Origin of the sequence: Amycolatopsis sp. NPDC051128 (genome assembly GCF_040682715.1) — a bacterium.
Classification (GTDB): Bacteria; Actinomycetota; Actinomycetes; order Mycobacteriales; family Pseudonocardiaceae; genus Amycolatopsis.
Window position 1 is genome coordinate 191089 of sequence record NZ_JBFBBN010000008.1, and the last position, 22249, is coordinate 213337.

A 22249-nucleotide genomic window follows, 5' to 3' on the forward strand; every position below is an offset into this window, starting at 1 on the left:
CCGCGAGCGTTCACGGGCGCACCTGACTCACACGTTCAGCAGCCCCCAGGAGATCGCCCACGGGACGAAGATCACGCCGCCGGCGAGCAGGATCCCGAGCCGCGGGGTCCGGTCCCGCCACCACGCCACCGCCGTGCCGATGGCGGCGGCCACCGCGCCCAGCGAAAGCAGCTGCAGCGCCAGCCACGGCAGCGGACGGCCGGCGACGACCGGGCCCAGCCCCTTGCCCATGGTCGTCTGGATCAGCACGTCGACGACCAGGAAGCCGAGCACCGACAGCAACCCGGTCGCCGTCAGCCAGCGAGCGGACCGCGTGCCGCCGCCGCGACGCCGGAGTAGCGGGTACGAGCCGAACGCCAGCAGCAGGAAGACCAACAAGGCGAGTTGCAGCCATGTCGACTCGTACCAGGCGAGCGGGGTCACGGCAGTGCTCGGCCGGTCCTGCGGCGGCGGCGCGTCCGCACTCGACTCCGAGGGCACGTCATTCACCCACGTGCCCACCAGTTCCAGGTAGCCGGGCGCGTACCCGGGCAGCTTGTCGAAGCCGTCCGTGGTCCGCCGCAGCTGGTGCTGGGCGTCCGGGAAGACCCGCAGCGTGTGGCGCGCCACCGAGTCCTGGAAGATCCGGACCGCTTCACCCGGCGGCGTCAGGACGTCCTTCGCGCCCCACAACCCGAGCACCGGCTGGCGCAGGCGCTTCAGCACCGGCACCGGGTCGTAGTGCGCCTCCGGGAACACCCCGCCGCCGACGAGCTGCCGCATCATCGTCGACGACGCCATCCGCACCATCGAGCCGTCCATTCCGAGGCGCCGCAACTGGTTCTCGATCGCCCACGCCTGTTGTCGCGACGGCTCGACGCCGTTCGCCCCCAGTGTCACGACAAAAGCCACGTCGGCGGAACGAGAAGCTGCCAGCGGCGCCACCCAGCCCCCTTCGCTCAACCCCCAGACGCCGACCCGCGCCGGATCGACTTCCGGCCTCTTCCGGAGCGCCTCGACGGCGGCGAGAGCGTCGTCCGCCAGCGTCGAGTAGGACCGGGAGAACTGGGAGTACCCCTCGGTGCGCTTGTCGTAGATGAGCGTCGCGATGCCTTGCCGCGCAAAGGCTTCCGCTTCGACGCGATAGTCGTCCCGGCTGTGTTCCCCCGAGCCGTGGACCATCACCAGGCCAGGCAGTTTTGTGCCGCCGGGCGGTGCGACGACGGTGCCGTGCAAGGTCACCCCGCCGTTCTGAAAGGTCACGTCGCCGTCCGCGGCCGACGCCGGTGGCGCCGTCGCCGTGACCGCCAGGATCACCCCGGCCAGTAGAGCCCCTCTTCGCATGTGAAATCCCCTGTCATGTCATTCCCCTGGATCCGGGAACGCGAGCCAGCGCACGAGCACGCGCCGCGCTTCCGGTGACCGGTCGTCCTCGGGCCGCCAGTACCGGCGGAACAGCTCCATGTAGTCGTGCCAGAGCTGCTGCGACTCCTCTTCGGTGAGCCACGTGGCGCCGCGCGAGAAGAGCAGCGAGTCCGGCCACGCGCCGGGCAGCTCGTCACGCTTTTCCGCGAACCGGTTGAGCTTTTCGAGGTCGTCCTCGAACCCCTGGCGCTGCATGTCGTCGAACAGCACCCGGGATTCGGCGCTCTGCTCACTGCGGCGCGGCCAGCGGATGTCCCGCGGCCGTGTCCGCCACCACCGTTCCTTGCCCTTGGCGAGCTCCGGGACGTCCTCGACGAACCCGAACCGCGCCAGCTCCCGCAGGTGGTAGCTGGTCGCACCGGTGTTCTCGCCGAGGGCCTGCGCGAGTTTCGTGGCGGTCGCCGGCCCGGCCGACAGCACGCCGAGTATCCGGCGGCGCAGCGGGTGCGTGACGGCCTTGAGAGCGTCCGGGTCGAGCTCTTCCGGTGGTGGAGCGCTGGTCATGGCTCCACAGTAGCCGTGCAAAGGAAATTATGCAAAGAAATCTGTGCACGCGACCCGGAAGGGGCGAGCGTCTAATGTGGACAAAAGTGGGACGAGCGCGGCTTCGTCACCAAATAGGGTGGTTGCTGAACTTCCGGAGCGTCTGCATCGACGGCCGCACGTAGAACATCGCCGCCAGGAAACCCGTGGTGGCGAAGGCGAGCGTCGCGAACGTCGTGAGCAGGTCCGGGGCCCGGAACTCCGGGCTGTCGCGCCACACCCGGAACACCATCGGCACGGCGAACGAGCCGAGGATCAGGATCAGCGTCAGGATGTAGGTGACCAGCAGCGCGCTGCGGGCCGAAGCCGCGCTGGCGACCACCAGGTAGTCGCCCCGCAGGCAGCGGCGGGTGCTCAGCACCAGCACCGCGATCGCCAGCACGCCCAGCGTCGGCAGCACCGCCGCGGCCTTGCCGAGCAACGTGTCCGGGAAGGCGTGGCCGTGGACGACGCCCTGCAGGAAGGTCGTGAGCCCGAAGAGCAGCACCATCCCGACGATCATCGAACAGCCGACGACCACCGAGCCCCACCGCACCCGGGCGGCGAACCGGGGCGGCAGCGGCACGAAGTCGACCTGCCCGGACGTCCCCTGCATCCACCACCTCCGAATGCCGTCAAAACCAGTTTACGGGCGCCGGACGCCCGCAAGGTGGCCTTGACGGCATTCGGACCGAAAGGGCTAACTGGCCGCCAGCAAGTTGGCGCACCTGATGAGCCCGATGTGGGAATAGGCCTGCGGGTGGTTGCCGAGGGACCGTTCCGCGATCGGGTCGTACTGCTCCGGCAGCAGACCCGTCGGGCCGGCCGCCGCGACGATCTGGTCGAACAGCTCCTGCGCCTCCGTGCGCCGCCCGGTGAGCAGGTAGGCCTCGATCAGCCACGCCGCGCAGATGTGGAACCCGCCTTCGCCGCCCGGCAGGCCGTCGTCGCGGCGGTAACGGTACACAGTGGACCCACTGCGCAGCTCCGCCTCGATCGCGGTCACCGTCTGCTGGAAGCGCTCGTCGGCCGGGTCGATCAGCCCGGTGAGCCCGACGAACAGCGACGCCGCGTCCAGGTCCGTGCCGTCGTAGGCCGTGGTGAACGCCTGGACCTCGTCGTTCCAGCCGTGCGTGAGGACGTCGGTCTTGATGTCCTCGCGCAGCCCCGGCCAGCCGCCCGGGATGTCCCGGCCGTACTGCTCGCCCAGCTTGATCGCCCGGTCGATGGTCACCCAGCACATGACGCGCGAGTAGACCCGGTGGCGCGGCACGTGCCGCTCCTCCCAGATCCCGTGGTCCGGCTCGTTCCAGCGCCGCGTCACGGCTTCCGCCATCGCGCGCACCATCTGCCAGTCCTCGTCGCGCAGCTCGCCGCGCGCCGCGGCCAGCGTCTGCACGAGCTCGACGACCGGGCCGAAGACGTCCAGCTGCACCTGGTGGTTCGCCAGGTTGCCGACGCGCACCGGCCGCGAACCCGCGTACCCGGGCAGCGACTCGATCACCGCTTCGGCGCCGATCACGCTGCCCGCCAGGGTGTACAGCGGGTGCAGCCGCTCCGGGCCGGCCAGCGTGGCGAGCACGCCGTGCAGCCACCGGAGGTAGCCCTCGGCCTCCTCGAGCGAGCCCAGGTGCACGAGCTCCCGCACGGTCATCGCGGCGTCGCGGATCCAGCAGTAGCGGTAGTCCCAGTTGCGGACACCGCCGATCTCCTCCGGCAGCGACGACGTCGCCGCGGCGAGCACGCCACCGGTGTCGGTGTTGACCAGGCCCCGCAGCGTCAGCGCCGAGCGCAGCACCAGGTCGGTCTGCACCTTCGGCGGCTGCAGCTTCGACGTCCACTCGCTCCAGTAGCGGCCCGCGCGGTCACGGCGTTCCACTTCGGACAGTTCGTGCGCGCCGAGGTCCGTGGTGCCGCAGCGCAGCTCCAGCACGACCGGCCGGGTCGGCGTGGGCTGCACCAGCGCGACCGCGGTGTCGTGCAGGCCGTCCGAGGTGATGGTCCACTCGACGCCCGGCGAGTACAGCACGAACGGCTCCGACGTGCCGAGCACCCGCACGCCGCCCTCGGTGACTTCCAGCTTCACCGGCACGCCGCCGAACTCCGGGCGCGGCGCGAACTTGACGTCCGCCGCCGCCTCGCCGGAGATGACCCGGACCAGGTCCGTCCGGTGTGGAGCGCTTTCCGGCTCGAGGTAGTCGGTGACGAGCAGGCGCGACCAGCGCGTCTCGACCGTCATCGTGTTCGGCAGGTAGCGCTGGCCCAGCGGGAGGCCGTTGCGGTTCGGCTTGATGGAAAAGTGCCCCGCACCCTCGCCGCCGAGCAGGTCGGCGAACACCGCCGGCGCGTCCGGGCCGGGGTGGCACAGCCACGTCAGCTTGGCGTCCGGGGTGAGCAGCGCGACCGACCGCTCGTTGGCCAGCATCGACAGCCGCTCGATCGGCGGCGCCGACTCGCCGTACAGCCAGTTGCGGCGCTCCTCCAGGAGGAAGCCGAGCACGAGCGCGACGTCGACGGTGTCCGGCACGCGGAACCCGGCGAGCGTCTCGCCGTCGCCCACCTTGATGCCCAGGTCGGGGCCCGACAGGCGGGCGAAGGCCTTCTCATCGGTGACGTCGTCGCCGAGGAAGATGGCCGCCGTCGCGCCGACCTGGTGGCGGAGGATGTCCAGCGCGCGCCCTTTGTCCGTTTGGACGACCGCGAGCTCGACGACCTCCTTGCCGTCGGTGGTCGACACGCCGTCCCACTTCGACGGCCCGGAGTGCACAGAGGCGAGCACGCGGCGGCCCGCCTCGTGCTCGGCGCGGCGGACGTGCACCGCGATGCTGGCCGGCTTCACCTCGAGCGACACGCCAGGGACGTCCAGCACCAGTTGTTCGAGCTCGGTCTCGAGCCGCCGGTGCAGCTCACGCGCCTTCTCGTCCAGCGCGTGGATGAAGCCGATGTCGAACTCCGAGCCGTGGCTGCCGACGAGGTTCACCTCCGCGGGCAGCCGCGAAAGGGTGGCGAGGTCCCGCAGCGCGCGGCCCGAGATGACCGCGGTGGTGGTCTCGTGCAGACCGGCGAGCGATCTGAGGGCGCCGACGGACTCCGGCAGTGGCCGTGCCTCGTCCGGGTTGAGCGTGATGGGTGCCAGCGTGCCGTCGTAATCGCAGGCGACCAGCAAACGCGGCGTACGGGCGATCTGGACGATCGCGCGCCTTAGCTCGGCGGGCAGGGCCTCGGCAGTCAACACTCCTCCTCAGGAGCTCGTGCATGGTCGGGACAAGTGAGGATTATTCAGCCGTCGGCCGCCGCGAGGTCGCCGCTGGTGTGCCAGCTGCGGCCCGTTGCGGCGGCCTAGCCCGAACAACCCTCAGTCAGTCGACCGCCTCCGCGCCCAAAGCCTGCAGGAACGAGCGCGCCCATCGATCGACGTCATGAGTGAGGACCTGGCGACGCATGGCGCGCATCCGGCGACGGCCCTCAGCCGGGTCGAGCGTAATGGCAGCCACTAGAGCATCCTTCACCCCGTCCAGGTCGTGGGGGTTGACGAGGAATGCGCTAGAGAGCTCGGCGGCCGCGCCGGCGAACTCGGAAAGTACCAGCGCACCGCCCAGATCGTGCCGTGCGGCGACGTACTCCTTGCACACCAGATTCATGCCGTCGCGCAGCGGTGTCACCACCATGACATCAGCAGCCGAGAAGAAGGCGGCCAGCTCCGTACGGTCGACGGACTGGTGCAGGTAGTGCACGACGGGGTGGCCGACGCGGGAGAACTCGCCGTTGATCCGGCCGACCATCTGCTCGATCTCGCCGCGCATCCGCTGGTAGTGCTCGACCCGCTCGCGGCTGGGGGTGGCGAGCTGGACGAACGTGACGTCGTCCGGCTGCAGCCTGCCTTCGTGCAGCAGCTCGTGCAGCGCCTGCAGCCGCAGGTCGATGCCCTTGGTGTAGTCGAGCCGGTCGACGCCGAGCAGGACGGTCTTGGGGTTGCCGAGGTCGCGCCGCAGCTGCGCGGCCCGCTCCTGGACCCCCTTGGTGCGGGCCAGCGCGTCGAGGCCGGGCGCGTCGATGGAGATGGGGAAGGCGCCGACCCGGACGGTCCGGTCACCGACCTGCATGGTGCCCGGCCGAGACCGCACGCCGACCGCGCCGCGCGTCGACTCGAGGCCGATCAGCTGGCGGCACAGCCAGAGGAAGTTCTGCGCCCCGCCGGGGCGGTGGAAGCCGACGAGGTCCGCGCCGGTGAGGCCGCGGATGATCGCGGCGCGCCACGGCATCTGCATGAACAGCTCGACCGGCGGGAACGGGATGTGCAGGAAGAAGCCGATGCGCAGATCCGGTCTCAGCTCACGCAGCATCGCCGGCACCAGTTGGAGCTGGTAGTCCTGGATCCACACCGTCGCGCCCGGGGCGGCGACCTCGGCGCTGGCCTGCGCGAAGCGCCGGTTCACCGTGACGTAGCTGTTCCACCACGCGCGGTCGAACACCGGGCGCTCGACCACGTCGTGGTAGAGCGGCCAGAGCGTCGCGTTGGAGAAACCTTCGTAGTAATCGCGGACCTCGTCGGCGCTCAACGAGACCGGGTGCAGCACGAGGCCGTCGTCGTCGAACTCCTCGACGTCGACGTCGGGCACGCCCGGCCAGCCCACCCAGGCGCCCTTCCGGGAGCGCAGGAACGGCTCCAGCGCCGAGACCAGCCCGCCCGGGCTGGCCGTCCAGCGGCGCTCTCCGTCGGTCGTGCGCTCGAGGTCCACCGGTAGCCGGTTCGCCACCACGACGAAATCGGCCTGGTTTCCGTTCTCCTTCTTGTCACTCACGTCAGCTGCTCCTCGCGTCCTGGGTCGCGGCCCCAGAGTGAAACCCTATCGCGTGAGCGATGAACAGCGCGTGACCGCCGGGTTACTCCAAGCTTCGCTCGGTCGGTTCGAGCGGACCAGCCATCCGTGGTCCGGCGAACCGCCGCTCGAGCCTGCCCAGGCCGGTGCGGACCGGCTGGGCGAGCCATTCCCCGAGTACCACGCCCGCTGCCAGCGCAAGCCCGATCGCGACGGCCGTCATCAAGGTCGAAATGTCGCCGCTCGGCTCGACCCCGATCTGATACAGACCACGGTAGGTCGAAAGGCCCGGAAGCAGCGGAGTGATCCCGGACACGGCGACCACCAGTGGCGTGACGCCGAGCCGCCGGGCGAGCACGCCACCGCAGAACCCGACCAGCGTCGCGGCGACCGCGGACGAGCTGACGCCGTCCAGCCGGGCCAGCATCAGCGAGCCGTAGACGGCGGCGCCGATGCCTCCGGCGGCCGCCGCGACCAGCATGGCGCGCATCTTGGAGTAGGAGGCGAGCGCGAAGCAGGCGGCGGCGCCGGCTCCGCCGAGCACGACGAGCGGCAGCTGCTGCGGCGTCGACCCGGTCACCTCGGGCAGCGGGGTGCGCGGCAGGCCGAGCATGACGGCGATCCGCAGGGCGAGCACGACCCCCGCGATCAGGCCCGCCGACATCAGCGCGGTCTCCATGGTGCGGCCGGCGGCGGTGACGTTGTAGCCGGTGATGGCGTCCTGCACGGCCGAGACGGTGGACAGCCCGGACAGCAGCACGGTGACCGCGGCCGCGACGACCAGCGTCGGTTTGTCGGTGGTCAGGACGTTGCTGCTGACGATGACCATGGCCGAGAGCGTGGCGACCAGGCCGCCGACCACCTGCTGGAAGAAGAACGGCAGCCCGTAGCGGTTCACGACCCGGCCGACCCGGTCGATGACGCCGCTGATGACGAACGCGACGAGCGCGATGTCGAACCCGCCGCCGAGCAGGATGGTGACGAACGCGGCGACGCCGCCCCAGGACAGCGTCGCGACCCAGCGCGGATACGGGTGTGGCGCGGAGGTGATCCGTTCCAGCTCGGTCTGGGCCTGCTCGGCGCCCATGTTCCCGCGGACGATCTTGCGGACGAGCTTCTCGGTCTCGGTCAGCCGGGTGTAGTCGAGGCTCCGGCTCCGGACGACGCGCAGCGCGGTGATCGGCGTCAGGTCGGTGCCGCGGTGGCAGGTCACGGTGATCGAGGTGAAGATGACGTCGACCTCGCAGTGCGGCAGCCCGAGCGCGCCGGCGATGGCGATGATCGTCGCGGTGACGTCGGAGGCGCCGGCGCCGCTGGCCATCTGGACCTCCCCGATGCGCAGGGAGAGGTCGAGCACGAAGTTGACGGTGGCCTCGTCGGGCAGCTGAGGCCCCATGGCCTCTTCGGCGTCGACGGCGGGAAACTCCCCGGTCGGCGCTTCGAGGACGTGCCAGGGACGGCGCTTGACGAGGTTCGGCCGGTGGGCCCTCGGGCGCTGAGCTTGTTCGGGAGGTTCGAGGAGGGGCCATCTGGTCGCTTTGCCCCCGTTGGTGCGCTCGCTGATCTTCATGATCCATCCACCTCCTCGCTCGTTCCTCGATGACCATCGACCCGCGTGCTCCGACCGTTGCACGGATCATGGAGTGTCGTCCACCACGTTGCCCGGAGGTGGGTCTGACCAGCTGATCCCGCCTCTGCTGCCGGCACCGGAGCCCGCCCGATACACTGTGTCCGGCGCCGTGGCGCCAGGCCGCTATAGCTCAGCTGGTAGAGCATCTGTCTTGTAAACAGAAGGTCAGGGGTTCGAGCCCCCTTGGCGGCTCCGCAGGTCAAAGGCCGTCCACCGGGGAAGTGGACGGCCTTTGCGTCGCTATAAGGCTCTGTGCAAGGCGGCTCCTCATCGTTAGGGGCGCACGGCGATCCAGCCCATCAGCAGGAGCAGAATGAGCACGATCGCGGCGGCGAGAATCCCCGCCCACCAGATCGGCGGATCGGACAGCACGCAGTAGAAGCCCGCCACGCTCACTGGCGTCATTCCTGCGGTGATCAACCAGTTTTTCTTGTTCTTGCTCATTTATCCGCTCTCCGACGTGGCAGTTGTCAGACCTTTGAAGTAGCGTCAGGATTTGTCAGAAGTGAAGGTGTGGCTGGCCGCCCAGCGTCACGATGGCCATTGTCGTATATCAGGTGGACTTGTTTTCCAGTTTGCGTATACGATCGTGTAAAATTTGCGCGGGAGTCTTTGTCTTGTTCGAAGAATGAGAGTGCGTCGCGCCGGCGTTCGCAGAGCGCGATCGCTTCTTGAAGATTCCCCATGCCAGCGCTGCACGAAGCAGAAGAAAGACCATCGCGTTCAAGTTGTCGGAACGCGACCGCCGGAGCCGGGTGCAACCGCTCGCCGGTGGCGAGCTCACCGGCTGTGGTGCGCTCACCGTCCCGGGTTCGGCGTCGGCTGTCCATCTTGGCGGCGAGCTGGTCGACGCCAGCTTGGGCTTGCTCGAGCGTGGTGTCGTTGGCCAGCGCGCGCCACCAGCGCTGCGAGCCCTTGGCGGCTCTGAAGAGGGTGGCTGAGCCGGTCACCGCCTCGCCGGCACGGTCGGGCCGGACAGTTCCCGTACGGCGTCGGACAGGGTCGTGAACGTCGGCAGGAGGTCCTCCATGCCGCACATACGAAGCACTCGAGCGATCAGGTGGGTGGTGACGACCAGCCCGAGCCGGCGGTGCTCGGCCCGGGCCCGCTCAGCGGCGCACGCGATGGCCCGCAGACCGGCTACGCCGAGGAAGGTGACTTGGGACAAGTCGAGCACGGTTGCCGCGGGTAGGTCCTGCCACAAGGCGTGATTCAGCAACTTCACCGACATTTCGTCGATCTCTCCCACCACCCCGATCACCATCAGATCGGGCTGGTGGACAACGCGGCGCACCTCGAGCATTTGTTCCGCGGTCGCCGGTAGGCCGGCAGTACGGGGCTCGCCCGAGTGCGGCGGAACCTGCAGGTGAGGCCGCTCCGACGGGTTGATCATCGACGTTCTCCCAAACGTGCTCCGGGATCGTGCGTCGTCTACGTTGATGAACCACGGCGGCGGTCCCTGGCCGGATCTGTCGGGCATGGCTTCGGCTTAACCGTGCAAAACGATACGCGCGACATCGGTGCATGGAAACCACGCGCCCGGGGGACTCGGCGTGAACCCGGCACCGGCGTGGCGATGGGCCGGGCGCTCCAGTGGTTCGACGGGCATCTGCGCCGCGGTGGTCGGTCATAATGCGGCTGACAGCCATCGCCCCGCCACGACTTGAGGAGTTGCCCGGATGTCGCCTCGGCCCACGTTGGAGGATGTCGCCCGGGCCGCGGGGGTTTCGCGGTCCGCGGTGTCCCGCGTCGTCAACGACCAGCCCGGCGTCACCTCCCCGGTGCGGCAGCGGGTGTGGCGGGTCGTCCGGGAGCTCGGCTACCGGCCGGATCCGGTCGCGCGGGCGCTGGCCTCCGGGCAGGCCGACGTGATCGACATCGTCATCGTCGACGACGATGACTTCGCGATGAGCGCGAACCCCCACTACGCGCGCGTGGTCGCCGGTGTCAGCGGCGCACTGGGCGACAGCGGAGTCCGGCTGCGCGTCCGCCGGGTGAGTCAGCGGGACACGGACGTCCTGCTGACCGGGCCGGGACCGGACCGCTCCCTCGGGGCGCTGCTGGTCAACGTTGCGCCGGAACTGGCCCGGCAGCTGCGCGCGGTGTACGGCCGGGTCGTGTCGGCCGGCCGCTCCGCGTCGCAGGTGCCCTACTTCGAGCCCGACAACGCCGGTGGGATCCGCGCGGCCGTGCACCACCTTTACCGAGGCGGCCGGCGGCGGATCGCGGCGGTCGACGGCCCTTCGCACAGCCCCTGCGCGGCCGACCGGCGAACCGCCTACCTCGACGCGGTGCGGGAGCTCGGGCTCGAGCCGATTTCCGGATCCGGTGACTTCACCCGGGCCACCGCGCTGCGCCGGACCCGGCAGCTCCTGCTGGCCGACCCGGGGATCGACGCGGTGGTGGCCGCCTGCGACCTGACCGCGTCGGGCGTGCTGCAGGCGTTGACCGAGTCCGGCCGCCGGGTCCCCGACGACGTCGCGGTGGTCGGTTTCGACGACAGCGTCCTGGCCGCGTCGGCCAGTGTTCCGCTGACGTCGGTGGCCAGTCCGGTGGAAGCGATCGCCGCGGCGGCGACCCGTGTCCTGCTCGGCTCCGGCTCGGCTCACGAGGGGCGCGTCCGCTTGCCGGTTTCGCTGTCCGTCCGGAGCAGCTCGTAGCTTTCGGTCGCGTCCAGGGCACCCGATGTGGCGTTCGGTGGACGCACCGAACGCCACATGGGGCGCGTGAGCCGGGTCGCTACGGCACGAGCACCGGCTGGTCCACGGCCCACAGCCAGGACCCATCCGGCTGGCGACGGGCGATCTCGACGGTCATCTCACCCGTGGTCAGGGTGGACACCGTGAGGGCCAGGTCGTCGCTCACCAGCGCCGGGTGCTGCCTACCCGGCGTGAGCACCGGCGCGGCCGCGACGAACTCCTCGAACACCTTGCGGATCTCCGCGTGTCCGGTCGCGACGTTGCCCGGCGGGAACGCCAGCACGGCGTTCGATTCGTACAACGCCACCAGTCCGTCGACGTCGCCCTCGTTGGCGCGTTCGATGAAGTACCTGCCCAGATCGTTCGGCTCGGTGGCCACCGTCTTGCTTGTCATGGGCTCAGCCTGCTCATCAATCACGACATCTTGTGTCGTGTATTCCGGTAAAGTTTTCGGGTGCGCGCCGACCGGTTGGTCTCGCTGGTGCTGCTGCTGCGCCGGCACGGCCGGTTGTCCGCGGCCGCGCTGGCCCGCGAGCTGGAGGTGTCCACCCGCACCGTGCTGCGCGACATCGAGGCGCTGTCCGCGGCCGGTGTCCCGGTGTACGCCGAACGCGGCCGGCACGGCGGGTTCGCCTTGCTGCCCGGTTTCCAGACCGAGCTCACCGGGCTGAACCACGACGAGGCACTCGCTCTGCTGGTCGCCGGATCGCGGCGCGGCGCGCAGGCGTTCGGGCTCGGCTCGGCGCTCGCTTCGGCCATGCGCAAGGTGGTCGACGCGCTGCCCGAGAGCTATCGGGCCACCGCGGCCGGCGCGGCCCAGCGATTGCTCATCGACCCGGAGACCGACCTCCTCGCGCGCCGGCTGGTCGCGGAGGAGGTGCCCGACGCCGTGGTCGCCGAGATCCGGCGCGCGGTGTTCGCGGGACACAAGCTGCGCATCCACTACGCGGCCGCGAACCAGACGTCGCAGTGGCGCACGGTGGACCCGATCGGCCTGGTCACCGTGCGCGACCAGGGCTACTTGCTGGCCAAGAGGTCCGGCGAGGACCGCACCTACCGGCTGTCCCGCGTCTTGGCCGCCGAGGAACTCGCCGAACCCGCGCAACGACCGGACCGGGTCGACCTCGACCGGGTGTGGCAGGAACGCAGCACGCGGTTCCGGACCGGCGGCGACCAGGTCGCGGTGCTGGTACGGGTGAACCCGGCACGGCGCGAGGACCTGGTGGGCACGGCGCTGGCCGTCCGCGCCGAAGAAACCGACGCGGACGGCTGGCTGCGGCTGGAGGTCAGCTTCCAGGATTCGAGACACGCCGAGTGGGCGTTGTGGCAGCTCGCCACGAACGCGGAAGCACTGGCCCCGCAGTGGTTGCGCACCTCCCTGCGCAACCGCGCCGCCGCGATCGCCGCCTGCTACGGAGTGACGTCCTGACCGTCGACGGGCGATGAGCGCGTTTTGTCGGTGTCCGGGTCTAGTCTCCCGGCCATGACCACCACGTACACGCTGGAAACGTCCGAAGCGGGCATCGTCTACGACGTCCACGGGCCGGCGCCCGCCGACAGCCCGCGGCCGCCGCTGCTCATGGTCGGGCAGCCCATGGAGGCCACCGGCTTCAGCACCCTGGCGTCGTACTTTCCCGACCGCACCGTGGTCACGTACGACCCGCGTGGCCTCGGGCGCAGCGTCCGGAAGGACGGGCGGGAAGACCACGTGCCCGCCGTCCAGGCCGATGATCTCCACGCCGTCATCGAGGCGCTCGGCGCCGGCCCGGTCGAGGTGTTCGGGAGCAGCGGGGGCGCCGTCGCCGGGCTCGCGCTCGTCACCGCCCACCCTGCCGACGTGAGCACTCTGGTCGCCCACGAACCGCCCCTGGTCCGCGTGCTTCCGGACGCCGCGGCGGCGGAGCGGGCCGGCCAGGGCTTCCGGGACGCCTACCAGGCCGGGGGCTTCGGCGCCGGCATGGCGGCTTTCATCAGGATGACGTCGTGGAAGGGCGAGTTCACCGACGCCTACTTCGCCCTGCCGCCGGCGGACCCGGCCCAGTTCGGCCTGCCGGCCGACGACGACGGCCGCCGGGACGACCCGCTGATGACCGACCGGTCACTGGCGGTCTCCGCCTACGAGCTCGACGTCGACGCACTGGCCGCGGCGCCGACGCGCATCGTGATCGCCGTCGGCGAGGAGTCCATCGACGTCATGACCGGGCGCGCGGCGCTCGCGACCGCCGAACTGCTCGGGCAGCAGGCGACCGTGTTCCCCAGCCACCACGGCGGCTTCCTCGGCGGCGAGTTCGGCTACGCCGGCCAGCCCGAGGCCTTCGCCAAGAAGCTGCGCGAGGTCCTCGAACCATCCACAACGGACTAGTCCACGGAGGATTGTGGGCGGCCGAGGTGCTCGACCAGCTTGGCGAGCTGGTCGGCGTACCGCCGCACGAACTCCGGCGCGTCCGGAGCGGTTCCGGTCAGCCCGTCGATCACGTGCGGCAGGGTCACCGGCGCCATCGCGGCGGCCATCAGCAGCACCGTGAGGCAGGCCGGATCGACCCACTCGGGCAGCCGGCCTTCGGCTTTGAGCGACTCCATATGGGCCACCGACCCGGCCAGCCGCCGCGTCCGCGGCTCGTGGTCGGGATCGGTGCCAGGGCCCTCGTACTCGAGCCCCGACCAGGCCACCAGCCGCATCCCGTCGCGGCCGGACAAGCCCTCCAGCGCGATCCGCCGCACCTGCTCCGACAGCGGCAGGTCCGGGGGCATCAACTCGCTCTGCCGCTGCCCCCACGCCTCCGACATCGCCCGGTACAGGCCTTCTTTGCCGTCGAAGTAGTACGAGATCAGCTGCTGGTTCACGCCGGCCCGCGCCGCGATCGCCGCGATCCGCGCGCCCGCGTACCCCTTCGCCGCGAACTCCGCGCCCGCCGCTTCCAGGATCAGCCGGCGGGTGCGTTCCGGATCCCGTTGCCGCTCCTGCGGCTTCGGCGAACGGCGGGGCTTCGACGCGGTCACGCCGCGACTATACGTCAACCAACTGCTTGACTCTGCCGCACGGACGGTTGACAGAGCGTGAGCACGAGAGCCAGCACCAGCACTCCGGCGCTGACCACGAGCGCGCCCGCCGTCGCGGCCTCGTACCCGTTGTCCAGGTGGGTGAAGAACACCGTGCCGGACACCGCGATCCCGGTCGCCGTGCCGAGCTGGACGGTGGTGTTCACGACGCCGGATGCGGCGCCGGCCTGCTCCGGCCGGACCGCTGACATGGAGACGGCGAACAGCGCGTTCAGCACCGCGCCCACGCCGAGCCCGACGGCGATCACGGGCACCAGCAGCGCCCACCCCGGCAACGCGGAACCCAGCCACAGCACCAAGAGCGCGATCGCGACCAGTCCTACCAGCAACACCGCGACGGCGCCCGCGGTGAACGCTCGCCCGAGGTTCGGGGCGAGCCGCATGCCCAGGACGTTGCCGGCGACGATGCCGATCGTCGCCGGCGCGAACGTCACCGCCGCTTCCCACGGCGAGAACCCGAGCCCGAGCTGCAGGTGCAGCGTGAGGACGAAGAACACGCCGACCGCGGTGTTGACGCAGAGCAGGACCGCCTGGCTCCCGGCCAGGTGCTTCAGCATCTCCGGCGGGATCAGCGGTTCGCCGCCGCGGCGGGACTGAAGCCGTTGGTGCAGCGCGAAGGCGCCGAACAACGGGACGGCCGCCACCAGCAGCACGATCGACCACCCCGGCCAGCCCAGCTCGCGGCCCTGCACCAGCGGGAAGAACACCGCGAACAGCGCGGCGGTCAGCAGGGCGAGGCCGACCGGGTCCATGCGGTGCCGGAAGAACCCCGGCCGGCTCGGCATGGTGCCGAGTGCGCCGATCAGCGCGAGCACCCCGATGGGCACGTTCACCAGGAAGATCGCGCGCCACCCGGTGCCGAACAGGTCGGCCTGGGTCAGCGCGCCGCCCAGCAGCGGACCGGCGAGCCCGCCGAGCGGGAACGCGCCCGCGTACCAGGTCATCGCCTTCGGCCGCTCCTGCTCGTCGAACTCCGCGTGGATGAACGAAAGGACCTGCGGCACCATCAACCCGGACCCGACGCCCTGCACCACGCGCGCGGCGATCAGCACGCCGACGTGCCCGGCGAGACCGGCGGCCAGCGAGGCCGCCGCGAACACGGCCATGCCGGCCACGAACAGCTTCTTCGTCCCGTGCCGGTCGCCCAGGCGGCCGCCGGTGATCAGCGTGAGCGCGAACCCCAGCGCGTAGCCGGCCGAAATCCACTGCAGTGCGGACTCCCCGGTGCCCAGCTCGCGCTGGATGGTGGGCAGCGCCACCGCCACGATCTGGTTGTCGATCATGTCCACCAGGACCGCGAGCACCGCGACCGCCAGTGCCCACCACCTCAGCGCGTGTTTCGTCACGACGTCCCCCTTCTTCCGCTGACGACCGATGTCGATAATCAACGAGACAGTCAGCTGTGTCAACCATCTGTTTGATTAACTGCGTGGGTCGGCGAACCGGCTGATCAGAACGGTGCGTGCCATCATCGGGCATGGCCACCCTTCGCGACGTCCGCGAGCCGGAGCTCAACACCGGGATCCTGCCCGGGAACGTGCGCGCCGACGACTGGATCATGTTCGTCCTCGCCGCCGGTTCGGTCGGATTGCTGGGGTTCATGGTGCTCAGCCCGCCGTCACGGGAGGCCGGGCTGGTGATCTTCGCCGTCGACTGCGGGATCTGCGGGGTGTTCCTGCTCGAGTTCCTGTGGCGGTGGCGGAAACGCCGGTGGGCCAAGAAGTTCCTGGTGCGCAACTGGTACGAGCTGTTCGCGATGATCCCCGTGGCGCACCCGGCGATGGTGGGGCACCGGTTCGTCTCCGTCGTGCTGCTGCTCGTCCGGATCGGGCGGGCCGCGGACCGGGCCGTCGGCGAGCAGTTCACCTACCGGCTCGTCGACAAGCTCTCCGACCCGATCGTGCGGGCGATCAAGAAGCCGATCACCGTCGCGGTGCTCGACGAGGTCGTCAAGGTACTGGAAACCGGCAACTACCCGGAAAACCTGGCCAAGTCGCTGGGGGTCCACAAGGACGAGCTGCGCGCCATCATCACCGAGAAGATCGCCGCCGACCCGCAGCTCGGGAAGCTCAAACGGCTCCCGTTCCACGACGAGATCGTGCGCACCGTCGTCGACACGTCGTTCCGCGTGCTGCTCGAAGTGCTCGTCGACCCGCGGATCGACGACTTCTTCTCCGCCGTCGTCCGCGAGAACCGTGAGCAGATCCGGCTGGCCGTGCAGCTCGGGCTCAACGAGGTCGGCAGCGAGGAGGGGGAACAAGCCCTCCCTACGCGGACCCAGCGCTCGGCCGCGCTCGAGTACGACCGGCTGCACCCGAATTCACGACCGTGAGGCCAGGTACGCGCTGAGCCGGGTGGCCGCGTCGAGCATCGCCAGGCCGCGGGCGGTGAGCCTGCCCTGCCAGGTTTCGAGCGCTTGGACCAGTGACTCGGTGCCGCCTGCCGTGCGGACCTGCTCGACCACCGTCGCGATGTGGGCCAGTGGATAGCCGCCGCGGCGGAGCAGGTGGGCCAGCTCGGCGTCGCGGATGTCGGCCGCGCGGAAGATCCGGTAGCCGGTCGCGCGGTTGCGCGCCGGGACGAGGATGCCCGCGCGTTCCCAGGCGCGGACGGTCGCCGCGGTGACGCCGAGGCGATGCGCGAGTTCGCCGATCGACCAGCCGGTCGCGGCCGGCTCGGGTGCCGGCGCGGTCGTCAGGTGGCCGATCGCCTTCCGGACCGTGTTGAGGGTTTCGCGGTCCCGGAGCAGCTGCTCGTGGCCGCGGTCGACGAGCGTCAGCGCGCGGCCGAGGTCGTCGTCGTGGACGGCGCGCATGATCCCGCCGGCTGTCGCGTGCCCGTAGGCCGGGGCCAGAGCCAGGAACGCCCGTAGTGCTGCCGCGTGGACCTCCGTGTAGACCCGGTAACCGCTCGGTGTGCGCGCGGCCGGGGGGAGGAAGCCGTCCCGCTCGTAGTTGCGGACCGCCTGCGTGGAGATGCCGTGCTCACGGGCGAGGTCAGCAGGTCTCAATCGAGTCTTCAACGATACGATTCAACCACATGGACCTCATGGACTTCACCGCCGAACTGCTCGCGTTCGGCGAACCCACCCACTTCGAACCGGCCTTCGCGCTGCTCCGCAACGACCTCTTCGCGCGGCTCGCCGAGCACGGGTTCCGGTCGATCGCGCTGGAGACCGACCGCGTCGCCGCGCTCGACGACGGGTTCACGCACGGCTTGGGCGAAGTGGACGCCAACCGGCAGCTGGTCGCGTGGCTGCGCGAGTACAACGCGAACGCCGACGAACCGCTGGCCTTCCACGGCTTCGACGCCCCCACCGAGATGTTCAGCGCCCCCAGCCCGCGCGCTTACCTCGAACACGCCCGCGACTACCTGGGCCTCGACGCCGACGTCGCCGCTCTGACCGGCGACGACGAGCGGTGGAGCCGGTCCGAGGCGATCCTCGACCCGGCCGCGTCACCGGGCGCGTCAGCCGAGGCCCGCGAGCTGCGCGTCATCGCGGACGACCTGCTCGTCGCCCTCCTCGCCCAGGCGCCCCGGCGCACCGCGGACCGCGAGGCCTGGGAGCGGGCCAAGGTCCACGCCACCGCCGGGCGCGGCCTGCTGCGCTACCACGCGGCATCGGCCGAACCCGGCGACCGGGACACGAGAATCTCGCGGCTCGCGGGCATGCGCGCGGTGCTCATGGCCGAGAACCTGCTGGACATCCGGGCCGTCGAGGCCCGCCGCGGCCCGACGCTGGTGTTCGCGCACAACGGTCACCTGCGACGCTCGGGGTCCGGCGCGGGCGCGATCGTCGCGTCGCTGCTCGGCGACCGGTACGCCTTCGTCGCGGGCAGCCTCGGTCACAGCGAAGCCATCGGCCTCGGCGACCCGGATCCGGGCACCTACGAAGGCCTGCTGCAGCGCGGTACGAAGACCTGGACACTGACCGCCGACATCCCGGCCGGCCGCAAACGCGCCGACACCAAGCCCGAACGGGGCTACTTCGGGCTCGACCAAGAGCTGCTCGACGGCGCCGACGCGGTGTGGCACATCGCCTGAAACGCAGCTTTCGCTATGAAAGTGCGGCCACTTTGCGTTTCAAAGTCGCACTTTCATAGCGAAAGTGGCGTTACTCGTTTGCGAGTGCGAACTTATGCTGTCGCTGATCAGGGGTAGCTGACCACGTTCACCGGCACCGTGCCCGAAGGCGTGACGCCGCCCGTGTCGTTGACGACGTGCGTGATCGTGCCGCGGTAGTTGAGCGACACCGTCAGCAGGCTGTGGAACCGAACGCCGCCGTTGTTCGGCACTTCGAACGCGTGGTAGCTGGACACCGCCGGGTTCGTGTCGAAGAAGCAGTAGCTTCCCAGGCCCCACGCCTCGTGGGACGTCACGTTCGCGGCGACCTTGTAGGCGGCATACCCCGCGACACCCGACGGCGCGTTCCACGACGCCTGGTTCGGCACGTCGTAGGGCATCTCGTTCTGGAAGAAGATCGTTCGGCCGCCCTGGCCGTTCCAGATCACCTGGTACTTCTGGTAGTGCTCGACGAACAGCCCGGTGGCCAGCACGTTCGCGCCGTTCACCACGAGCCCGGTGTCGGCGGTGTTGGTGTTCCAGCCGACCGTGCCCGCGTTGCCGTGGTCGGCGCGCCACGCCCAGATGTGGTCGATGATCGTGTTGGCGCTGTTGACGATCAGGCTGTTCGTCGCCTTGCCCGCGAGCTGCCCGCCGATCCGGAAGAAGACGTCCTGGACCGTCGTCGGGTTCCCGGCGTGGTTCGCCGACGAGCCCGATTGACCCACCGTCAGCAGGGCCTGCGAGTTCGCCGTGCCCGCGTCGAAGAGCAGGCCCTTGAGCCGCACGCCGTCCACATCGGACACCTGCATCGCGTTGACGCCGTTGTCGGGCACCAGCGTCGGGTAGCCGATGCCGAGGACCGTGGTGTTCGCGCGGGTCACGTTGAGCGTCCGGTCGAGGTGGTAGATGCCCGGGGTGAAGAACAGGTCGCAGCCGGCGGCGAGGGCGTTGTTGATCGACGCGGCCGTGTCGCCCGCCTTCACGACGTGGAACTGGCTCATCGGCGCCGACGTGCCCGGCGTGCTGCCGCTGGCCCAGCTCGGCCCGGAGGCGTTGGTGCGCAGGGAAGGCAGGAACACGCGGTACTTGCCGGCGCCGTCGACGTAGAGGTAGGGCACGTCCCGCGAGACCGGCGTCGTGGCCAGCGTGGTCTCCGGCGGGTTCGGGAACGTGTTCGCCGGCGCGCCGCTCGTGCCGGAGAAGACCATGTTCCACACGCCGCCGTTCCAGCTGCCCAGGCTCGAGTCGCGGGTGTACCACTGCTGCTGCGACACCGACGCGGCCTGGCCGGACACCTTCGAGTCGGCGATGTAGCCGCCGCTGGCGTAGCCGTAGCTCGCCGGGTACAGCTGCAGCCCGCCGCGGATGTCCATCCGGCGGAACGGCGCGGCCTGCGCCACCGCCCAGCGGTCGTTGCCGCTCGAGGGGTTGACGGCCATGTTCTCCGCCGACCGCCAGAAGTTCTGCAGCGCGACGCCGTTGTCGGACGCGTTGAAGGCGTCCACGGTGATGTCGCCGTTGATCACGACGCCGCCGGGGTTCTGGCCAAGGCCGGCCACCGAGGTGTAGAACCCGACGTTGTCGTGCACGTTGTAGGTGCCCGGCTTGAAGAGGTGGGCGACCCGGCGATCGGCGAACTGCGCGGTGAGCGTGTCCTTCTGGTTGGCGAAGTCGGTGTCGAGCTGCGCCTGGATCGTCGCCGCGGACATGCCCGGGTCGAAGATCCGCACGTTCGGCCCGAAGTCCGGGGTGTCGGACTGCGCCGGACAGCCCGCCTGGGCGCCGATCGTGTAGCTCGCGCTCGACACCGCCGAGTCCGTCGAGCCGGACTTCGTCGCGATCGCGTTGACCGTGCGGGACGCCGGGACGCTGATCGGTCCGGTGTAGACGGTGGACGACGCGGTCGGCGTCGAACCGTCCACTGTGTACCTGATGGTCGCGCCGGCCGTGGCGGTGCTGATGGTCACCGTCTGCGTGCTCGAGTAGGTGCCGCCGGGCGGATTGAACGTCGGCGCGGCGACCGTCGTCGTGCTTTGCCCCTGGGTGTAGCTGAAGTGCGGGGTGTCGTACTGCGGGCCGCTCTTCTCGTAGGTGAACCAGTAGTCGAGAACGTTTCCGCTGCTCAGGCCGTTGACTCCGGCGCGCCAGGTGCCGGAGCCGTTGGTCATCCGGACGTTCTGCTGGCCGAGGCCCGGCACGCCGGTGTAGTGGACGTCGACGTAGAGCGCCGGCGTCACCGGGGTGAAGGAGATCTGGGCCTGCGTCGCGCTCAGCTGCGTGACGCTCTGCGTGTAGTCGTCCGCGGCGAGCGCGGCGGGGGCGTTCAGCCCGGCCGCCACCAGCAGGGCCGAGGCGGCGAGCGCCAGCCTCGGTCCGCGTCGTCGAAGCTTGTCCAAGGTCCGGTTCACGCCGTGACACCTCCGCCGTTGGGGATCCACGAGCATTTGTTGTGAGTCACAACAAAGTAGACGCCGCCGCCGGGCGCTTCGGTCACTTTTTGATAACACTTGTCTGGACCAATAACTCCTCGGGTGAGGCGTTGTGTGACCGATGGTCCGGTTTGCCGCGAAGTGGGCGAATCACTGAACCGAGAAACATCCGTCGAAGAGGTGACCACGGTCGAGTGACATGCGACGATCCCGTGCCACAACACGGTCCCGACCGAGGAGTCCGATTGGCACCTTCCCGTGGCAAGACGTTCGTCCTGGCCCTCCTGCTCGCGGTGGCCCCGCTCGCGGTCGCCGCTCCCGCCGGCGCCACGCCGCTGAGAAGCGGCGGGTTCGTCGACTTCGGCTGCGCGACCGCGGGGAAGCTGCATTGCCTCGGCAAGGCGATCCGGTCGCCGAAGGGCTCCGGCCCGCTGCTGACGTCGACCCCGGTCGGCTACGGGCCGGCCGAGATCCAGGCCGCGTACCACCTGGGCGGGTTGCACGCGAACGGCCGCACCGTGGCCATTGTGGACGCCATGGACGCGCCGACCGCGGAAGCCGACCTGGCGAAGTTTCGTTCCACGCGCGGGCTTCCGCCGTGCACGACGGCCAACGGCTGCTTCAAGAAGGTCAACCAGAACGGCGCGGCGAGCCCGCTGCCCGCGCCCGACTACGGCTGGGCGATGGAGATCAGCCTCGACCTCGACGCGGTGTCGGCGACCTGCCCGGACTGCCACATCCTGTTGGTGGAGGCCAGCTCCCCGGATTCCGATCCGCTGATGACGGCGGTCGACACGGCGGCGGCGACGCCGGGCGTCGTGGCGATCTCCAACAGCTACGGCGGCACCGAGGACTCGACGATCCTCGCCGCGGACGCGCACCTGAACCACCCGGGCATCGCGATCACGGCGTCCTCCGGCGACTCCGGTTACGGCGTCAGCTGGCCGGCGTCCTCGCCGTACGTCACGGCGGTGGGCGGCACGACGTTGAAGAAGGCTTCCGGGACGACGCGAGGCTGGTCGGAAACGACGTGGAAGGGCAGCGGCAGCGGGTGTTCGGCGCTGGAACCGAAGCCTTCGTGGCAGCACGACACCGGATGCGCGAAGAGGACCGTCGCCGACGTCTCGGCGGTCGCGGACCCGGCCACCGGGCTCGGGGTTTACGACACGTACAACAGCTGTGGCAGCTCGTCCTGGTGTGACGCGCTGCTGTCGCTGGGGTTGGCCCAGGGCGCGGACGGCTGGGTGCAGGTGGGCGGCACGAGCCTGTCTTCGCCGGTGATCGCGAGCGTGTACGCGTTGGCGGGGAACTCCGTGACTTCGGGGTCGTACCCCTACGCGCACACCAGCGGGCTGTTCGACGTGACGTCGGGGTCGAACGGCAGCTGCGGCGGAAGCTACCTCTGCACCGCGGGGCCCGGGTACGACGGGCCCACCGGCCTTGGCACCCCCAACGGGACGTCAGGTTTCTGACCGGGTTGTCCGCCGGAAAGCCGTGAATGTCGCATTGAGGGACTTCAAGTCCCTCAATGCGACAATCACGGACTTGGGGCTCCCGGGGAAGGGGGGGGGGTGCGCGGCCGACCACCAAGGGTGCGCCGCGGCGGCCGCGGCCGTCGCG

General features: G+C 70.2%; 20 protein-coding genes and 1 tRNA gene. 7 read left to right on the forward strand and 14 right to left on the reverse strand.

What is annotated here, in order from left to right; genetic code table 11:
* Positions 1-27: 27 nt before the first annotated feature.
* From AB0M82_RS12165 to AB0M82_RS12190, 6 genes are all read right to left on the reverse strand, one after another.
* Entirely contained in the window at positions 28-1296 is a 1269-nt protein-coding gene (locus AB0M82_RS12165; RefSeq protein ID WP_364720458.1) for an alpha/beta hydrolase, read from the reverse strand.
* Positions 1297-1341: 45 nt separating this feature from the next.
* Positions 1342-1908, reverse strand: coding sequence for a helix-turn-helix domain-containing protein (locus AB0M82_RS12170; RefSeq protein ID WP_364720389.1), 567 nt, complete (start codon positions 1906-1908; stop codon positions 1342-1344).
* A 106-nt stretch (positions 1909-2014) separates the two neighbouring features.
* The gene (locus AB0M82_RS12175; protein ID WP_364720391.1) at positions 2015-2542 is read right to left on the reverse strand and encodes a hypothetical protein; all 528 of its coding nucleotides are present in this window, start codon (positions 2540-2542) and stop codon (positions 2015-2017) included.
* A gap of 84 nt (positions 2543-2626) precedes the next feature.
* Positions 2627-5161, reverse strand: coding sequence for a trehalose-phosphatase (gene otsB / locus AB0M82_RS12180; RefSeq protein ID WP_364720393.1), 2535 nt, complete (start codon positions 5159-5161; stop codon positions 2627-2629).
* A gap of 124 nt (positions 5162-5285) precedes the next feature.
* Positions 5286-6728, reverse strand: a complete 1443-nt coding sequence (locus AB0M82_RS12185; protein ID WP_364720396.1) for a trehalose-6-phosphate synthase — start codon at positions 6726-6728, stop codon at positions 5286-5288.
* 82 nt (positions 6729-6810) lie between these two features.
* Positions 6811-8316 carry a threonine/serine exporter family protein gene (locus tag AB0M82_RS12190; protein ID WP_364720399.1) on the reverse strand — a complete coding sequence of 502 codons (1506 nt, stop codon included), beginning with the start codon at positions 8314-8316 and terminating at the stop codon, positions 6811-6813.
* Positions 8317-8495: 179 nt separating this feature from the next.
* Between AB0M82_RS12190 and AB0M82_RS12195 the strand changes: the two genes are divergently transcribed.
* Positions 8496-8568 (forward strand) — tRNA-Thr (locus AB0M82_RS12195).
* Positions 8569-8649: 81 nt separating this feature from the next.
* Here the strand turns inward: AB0M82_RS12195 and AB0M82_RS12200 are convergent.
* Genes AB0M82_RS12200 through AB0M82_RS12210 form a run of 3 tightly spaced genes read right to left on the reverse strand, consistent with a single transcriptional unit; the run spans position 8650 to position 9769 of the window.
* Positions 8650-8820: a hypothetical protein gene (locus tag AB0M82_RS12200; protein WP_364720401.1), complete on the reverse strand. Its 171-nt coding sequence runs from the start codon at positions 8818-8820 to the stop codon at positions 8650-8652.
* A gap of 26 nt (positions 8821-8846) precedes the next feature.
* On the reverse strand, positions 8847-9326 hold the full coding sequence (locus AB0M82_RS12205) for a hypothetical protein (RefSeq protein ID WP_364720403.1): 480 nt from the start codon (positions 9324-9326) through the stop codon (positions 8847-8849).
* The gene (locus tag AB0M82_RS12210; RefSeq protein ID WP_364720405.1) at positions 9323-9769 is read right to left on the reverse strand and encodes an STAS domain-containing protein; all 447 of its coding nucleotides are present in this window, start codon (positions 9767-9769) and stop codon (positions 9323-9325) included. The genes AB0M82_RS12205 and AB0M82_RS12210 overlap by 4 nt, the downstream gene beginning before the upstream one ends.
* 286 nt (positions 9770-10055) lie before the next feature.
* Here AB0M82_RS12210 and AB0M82_RS12215 point away from each other — a divergent pair, with 286 nt between their 5' ends.
* Positions 10056-11036, forward strand: coding sequence for a LacI family DNA-binding transcriptional regulator (locus AB0M82_RS12215; protein ID WP_364720408.1), 981 nt, complete (start codon positions 10056-10058; stop codon positions 11034-11036).
* Between the two features lie 79 nt (positions 11037-11115).
* Here AB0M82_RS12215 and AB0M82_RS12220 read toward each other — a convergent pair whose 3' ends face one another.
* Positions 11116-11454: a nuclear transport factor 2 family protein gene (locus AB0M82_RS12220; RefSeq protein WP_364720461.1), complete on the reverse strand. Its 339-nt coding sequence runs from the start codon at positions 11452-11454 to the stop codon at positions 11116-11118.
* A 75-nt stretch (positions 11455-11529) separates the two neighbouring features.
* Between AB0M82_RS12220 and AB0M82_RS12225 the strand changes: the two genes are divergently transcribed.
* Positions 11530-12504, forward strand: a complete 975-nt coding sequence (locus AB0M82_RS12225; RefSeq protein WP_364720410.1) for a WYL domain-containing protein — start codon at positions 11530-11532, stop codon at positions 12502-12504.
* A gap of 54 nt (positions 12505-12558) precedes the next feature.
* Positions 12559-13437 carry an alpha/beta hydrolase gene (locus AB0M82_RS12230; protein ID WP_364720413.1) on the forward strand — a complete coding sequence of 293 codons (879 nt, stop codon included), beginning with the start codon at positions 12559-12561 and terminating at the stop codon, positions 13435-13437.
* Here the strand turns inward: AB0M82_RS12230 and AB0M82_RS12235 are convergent.
* Both AB0M82_RS12235 and AB0M82_RS12240 read right to left on the reverse strand, forming a co-directional pair.
* Positions 13434-14075: a TetR/AcrR family transcriptional regulator gene (locus tag AB0M82_RS12235; RefSeq protein ID WP_364720415.1), complete on the reverse strand. Its 642-nt coding sequence runs from the start codon at positions 14073-14075 to the stop codon at positions 13434-13436. The two genes, AB0M82_RS12230 and AB0M82_RS12235, sit on opposite strands and share 4 nt — an antisense overlap.
* A gap of 14 nt (positions 14076-14089) precedes the next feature.
* Positions 14090-15481: an MFS transporter gene (locus AB0M82_RS12240; protein ID WP_364720417.1), complete on the reverse strand. Its 1392-nt coding sequence runs from the start codon at positions 15479-15481 to the stop codon at positions 14090-14092.
* A 212-nt stretch (positions 15482-15693) separates the two neighbouring features.
* On the opposite strand from AB0M82_RS12240, the gene AB0M82_RS12245 reads away from it, so the two are divergent.
* Positions 15694-16467 carry an ion transporter gene (locus tag AB0M82_RS12245; RefSeq protein ID WP_364720463.1) on the forward strand — a complete coding sequence of 258 codons (774 nt, stop codon included), beginning with the start codon at positions 15694-15696 and terminating at the stop codon, positions 16465-16467.
* Here AB0M82_RS12245 and AB0M82_RS12250 read toward each other — a convergent pair.
* Entirely contained in the window at positions 16456-17157 is a 702-nt protein-coding gene (locus AB0M82_RS12250) for a TioE family transcriptional regulator (protein WP_364720420.1), read from the reverse strand. The two genes, AB0M82_RS12245 and AB0M82_RS12250, sit on opposite strands and share 12 nt — an antisense overlap.
* 17 nt (positions 17158-17174) lie before the next feature.
* Between AB0M82_RS12250 and AB0M82_RS12255 the strand changes: the two genes are divergently transcribed.
* Positions 17175-18179 (forward strand): erythromycin esterase family protein, encoded by a 1005-nt coding sequence (locus tag AB0M82_RS12255; protein WP_364720423.1) that lies wholly within the window; start codon positions 17175-17177, stop codon positions 18177-18179.
* A gap of 107 nt (positions 18180-18286) precedes the next feature.
* Here the strand turns inward: AB0M82_RS12255 and AB0M82_RS12260 are convergent, their stop codons facing one another.
* Complete coding sequence (locus AB0M82_RS12260; RefSeq protein WP_364720425.1) at positions 18287-20608, reverse strand: chitobiase/beta-hexosaminidase C-terminal domain-containing protein; 2322 nt, start codon at positions 20606-20608, stop codon at positions 18287-18289.
* A 266-nt stretch (positions 20609-20874) separates the two neighbouring features.
* Here AB0M82_RS12260 and AB0M82_RS12265 point away from each other — a divergent pair, with 266 nt between their 5' ends.
* On the forward strand, positions 20875-22101 hold the full coding sequence (locus tag AB0M82_RS12265) for a S53 family peptidase (RefSeq protein WP_364720427.1): 1227 nt from the start codon (positions 20875-20877) through the stop codon (positions 22099-22101).
* Positions 22102-22249 lie beyond the last annotated feature (148 nt).